The organism is Arenimonas sp. (assembly GCF_035312645.1).
Classification (GTDB): Bacteria; Pseudomonadota; Gammaproteobacteria; order Xanthomonadales; family Xanthomonadaceae; genus Arenimonas.
This window is the reverse complement of sequence record NZ_DATGBO010000002.1, coordinates 1-4,437: the sequence shown is the minus strand read 5'-3', so window position 1 is coordinate 4,437 and position 4,437 is coordinate 1. Positions and strand designations below refer to the sequence as shown.

Here is a 4,437-nt window from a genome sequence, read left to right as displayed (position 1 = left end):
GAGCGCGATCCGCAGGTGCTGTGCCGGCAACTGCAGCGGCTGATCGATGTGCGCGAGGTGCGGCTGTTGCCGGATGCTGTCGAAGAGACGCCGGACACATTCCAGGCGACGTGGCTGCAGGGGTAATACTTCGTAGGCGCGACGCAAGTCGCGAACTTAGATCTATCCACCGTAGCATTCGCGACTTGCGTCGCTCCTACGGTCCATGCACGAAAATAAATCAGGAGAATCACCATGAACCAGCGAATTACCAGCGAGTCGTCGTTGCACACCTCCCGCGCACCGCGCGCTACGACTTGCGAACGCCATCATGACCTCCTCCCTCGAGCACACCGCCACGCCTTCTGCTTTTGAGCCCCGCTTTGCGAATGCGCCGCATGCGTCTTCTGCGGATGAAATCAGTCGCGCCGCCGCATCGGCAGCGCCTTTGCATATCGTCACACCGCTGCTGCAGACCGACATCCTCGGCCGCCGCGTCGGTCTGAAACTCGACAATCTGCAACCTTCCCGTTCCTTCAAGCTCCGCGGCATCGGCAAGCTCTGCCAGCACCACGCCGCACGTGGCGTGCGCCGCTTGGTCTGTTCTTCCGCCGGCAATGCCGGTTACGCCGTCGCCTGGGCCGGACGGGCATTGAATATTCCGGTAACCGTTGTGGTCCCTGCTTGTACGCCGGACTTCGTGCGTGCGCGCATTGCTGCGCTCGGTGCCGATGTCCGCCTGATCGGTACGCTCTGGGATGAGGCAAACGCGGCCGCACTTGCCTTGGCCGAGCAACCCGGCTGCGCTTTCATTCACCCGTTCGATCATCCATTGCTCTGGCAAGGCCACGCATCCGTGATCGAGGAGTTGGCGCAGCAATGTTCGCAACCTCCTGACGCCATTCTGCTTGCAGTCGGAGGCGGTGGGTTGCTGCTGGGCGTGCTCGAAGGGTTGCGTCGCGTGGGTTGGCAGGGCACGCAGGTATTCGCGGTTGAACCGGAAGGCGCAGCGGCGCTGGGGCCGAGCTTGTTGGCGAACGAAGTGGTGAGCGTCGCAGCGCCGCGGTCGATCGCGACGAGTTTGTGTGTGCGTCGCGTCGCGGCGACGTTGGTCACTGCCTGTCGCGATCGCCCGGTGAGTGCGTTGACGGTCAGCGATGCGGAGGCCGCGCATGCCTGCGTGCGTCTGGCCGAGGATCACGGCCTGGTCGTCGAACCGGCCTGCGGCGCAGCGCTCGCGCCACTTTATTCATCGCATCCGGCGTTGCGCGATGCCAAGAATGTCGTCGCGATCGTCTGCGGCGGCATGGTGGTGACGCTGGAACAATTGGCGGGATGGAGTCGTGAAAATTCGCGCTTGTAGGAGCGATGGAAATCGCGACCATATCTGTCGCGATTTCCATCGCTCCTACGAAGCCGCGCGCTGCCCATCCAGCCACGCCACCACCACCGCGCGCGCGGCGAGGTTGTGCACGGGCAACACCACGACATCGCCCGGCTGCGCCCAGGCGAGCATCGCCTGCGCGGCTTCCACCTCCGGAAGAATCGTGCGCAGGTTGCTATCGGCCATTCCATTTACAAGCAACGCGTCGCGCAGAATCTGCGGCACTTCACCGATGCCGCGGCCACGCATGTAACCGTCGAGATCCTTGAGCACGACGAAATCCGGTCGCGCGGCAGCCGCCGTGCGGGCGAGTTCGCGGATCGCATCGTCGTCGCGATTGCCGGCCTGCCCCAGCAACAAACCGAGTCGGCCCTGCGTTTTCGCCACGACGCTGCGCGCGACGCCGAGCAGGCCAGACAGGCCCTCGGGGTTGTGGGCGTAGTCGAGCAGTACGCTGGCACCGTTGATCTGCCAGCGCTCGAGGCGGCCGGGATTGTCTTGGCGACTCGCGCCGAAATCCGCCAATACTTCCGCTATCGTTTGCGTAGCGATATCCATGCATGCCGCAACCAGCGCCGCACCGGCGATATTGGCGATGTTGTAGCGCGCCGAGCCCGCCATCGTCAGCGGCATCGCATCGACGTCGCCGAGACGATGGCGCTCGCCGTGCAAATCCAGCCACATCACGCCGTCGGCAACGCCGCAGGTCGCGCCGCCCTCGCGACGATGTGCAAGCAACCGCGGATGCGCGTCGTCCAGCGAGAACCATGCGAGCGGACAGGACAGCGCGGAAGACTTCGCCAGCAGCAACGGGTCATCAGCATTGAGCACGAGTACGCCGTCATCGCCGATCGCGCGAGCCAGCACCAGCTTCGCATCGGCGAGATCGGATAAATCATGCACGCCGTATTCGCCGAAATGATCCGGGCTGATATTGGTGACGATCGCGGCATCAGCACGATGCACGGCCAGCCCGCGACGCAGGATGCCACCGCGCGCGGTTTCAAGCACCGCCGTCTGCACGCGGCGATCGCGCAACACGCGACGCGCGCCGTTGGGGCCGGAATAATCGCCGCTGGCCACGCATTCGTTGCCGACAAACACGCCATCGGTGCAATTGAAACCGCTGCGCCGGCCGGCTTTTTCGAACATCGCCGACAGCAGTCGCACCGTCGTGGTCTTGCCGTTGGAACCCGTCACGAGCACGGTTGGAATATCGTGCAGATCGCGCCAGGGTACGTCTGCCGGCAAGGCATCATTGGCCCACGTCAGACTCCCCTCGCCCGCGCCGATGGTCAAGCCTTCGTCGTCGAAAAAAAACGGAAGATGCTGCGTCGCCGCCGACTGCATCAACGCGACCGCCGCCGGATTCGCTTCGCCGCGCGCCATCAAACGCAGCGTGCGTTCGGCGGCATCGTCATCCCAGCTCGCGGGGTGGCCTGGCGCCTGCGGCGGCGGAAAATCCGCAGCATTGGCGGCGATGCTCTGCCAGGCCCATTCGTTGATCTCGGTCGCGGTGAGCAGTTGATCTTCGGGCGCGGCGAACGCCAACGAAGCACCAGAACGATGCCGATGCACGGCGAATTCCCGCTCCGGCCAGCCAAGCGCCGCCATCATCGCGCGCACACGCACGGCCCAACGCTCGCCGATGTCGGGGGAGTTTTCGAAAACCTCCAGTACGGCGCCGCAATCGTTGAAATAAAGATTGGGGCCGGTCAGACGTCGCGAGCTTTCGAACAGCGCGGGCTCAGACTCGTTCAGTCGTCTTCCTCGCGCGCCAGCCTCACGCCGCGCTCGTCACGTACCAGCCCTTCGAAATCGGCGATGGCTTCTTCCGCTGCCATGGCCGGCATTTCCGCCGGCGCGATTTCCGTACGCCGCGGCGGCGGTGCGCCTTCGGGGCGGAACTTGATCACCTGCTTCCAGGAACGGATCAGCGCGTCGCCAAAAATCAGCAGCAGGTCGCCGCTGCGACCCATGCGCAGCGCGGCATCGATCGCCGCCTGTTCGTCGGGAATGATGCTGATCGCCTCATGCGGCACGCCCTTGGCCTGCAACGCCTTGGCGAGGATGCGCGGCACCTCGTCGCCATCGCGGCCACGCAGGCCGTCGTCGCGACGACAGATGTAGTGATCGAAACGACCGGCGACGGTCTCGGCAATCGCGCGCAGATCCTCGTCGCGACGGTCGCCCGGACCGGCCAGCACGATGATGCGGCGGCCGGTGACATCCAATCGCTGCGCGAGGTCAGCCATCACGCCGACCGCGTGCGCGTTGTGCGCGTAGTCGAAGATCACCTTGAACGGATGTTCGTCGAACACGTTCATGCGCCCGGGCGCCTGGAAGAAGGTGGTATCGAACGTGCGCAGGCCCTGGCGGATCGCGTCGAGCTTGATGCCCATCGAGAACGCCATCGCGGTCGCGAACATCGCGTTCTGCACGTTGTGCATCGCGCGGCCTTCCAGCGTCGCCGGCACCAGATGCGTCCACAGCAGCGGAATATGGCTGCCCTTGTCGTAGAGCGTGATCATCTGGCCATTGATACCGGCCTCCAGCGCGCAGGCGCGGCCGCCGGCACGGATGTGCTCGCGCACCAGCGGATGCTGCGGATTCATCGTCACGTAGCAGATCGTTTTCGCTTCGGTGTACGCCGCCATCTTCAACACCAGCGGATCGTCGGCATTGAGCACGGCGCAGTCCTTCGCGACTTCGACAATGATTCGCTTCACCTCGGCCAATTGCTCGAGCGTGTCGATGCCTTTCATGCCCAGATGATCGGCGGCGATATTGAGCACCGCGCCGACGTTCACGAACGGCACGCCCATGCCGGCGCGCAGCAGGCCGCCGCGCGCGACTTCGAGCACGGCCATATCGATCTGCGGATCAGCCAGCACCATGCGCGTCGCCACCGGCCCCGTCATGTCGCCATCGACGGTTTTCTGGCCGTCGATGTAGACGCCATCGGTGGTGGTCAGGCCTGGCGTGTAGCCAGCCATCTTGGTGATGTGCGCGAGCATGCGCGACGTGGTTGTCTTGCCATTGGTGCCGGTGATCGCGGCGATCGGCACGCGCGA

General features: G+C 64.7%; 3 protein-coding genes. 1 reads left to right on the top strand and 2 read right to left on the bottom strand.

From position 1 onward, the window contains the following. Nucleotides 1–310 precede the first annotated feature (310 nt). A complete protein-coding gene (locus VKM35_RS00155; protein WP_324317098.1) occupies nucleotides 311–1,342 on the top strand; it encodes a pyridoxal-phosphate dependent enzyme in 1,032 nt (343 codons plus the stop codon). Between the two features lie 45 nt (nucleotides 1,343–1,387). Here the strand turns inward: VKM35_RS00155 and VKM35_RS00150 are convergent, their stop codons facing one another. Together VKM35_RS00150 and VKM35_RS00145 are read right to left on the bottom strand one after the other, a co-directional pair. Further along, nucleotides 1,388–2,995, bottom strand: coding sequence for a Mur ligase family protein (locus VKM35_RS00150; protein WP_324317096.1), 1,608 nt, complete (start codon nucleotides 2,993–2,995; stop codon nucleotides 1,388–1,390). A gap of 125 nt (nucleotides 2,996–3,120) precedes the next feature. Continuing rightward, nucleotides 3,121–4,437 (bottom strand): Mur ligase family protein (locus VKM35_RS00145; protein WP_324317094.1); only part of this gene is annotated, 1,317 nt, incomplete at its 5' end.

Excerpts from the sequence above, each read along its gene's own strand:
- VKM35_RS00155 (WP_324317098.1), top strand. The coding sequence starts at position 311 with ATGACCTCCTCCCTCGAGCACACCGCCACGCCTTCTGCTTTTGAGCCC.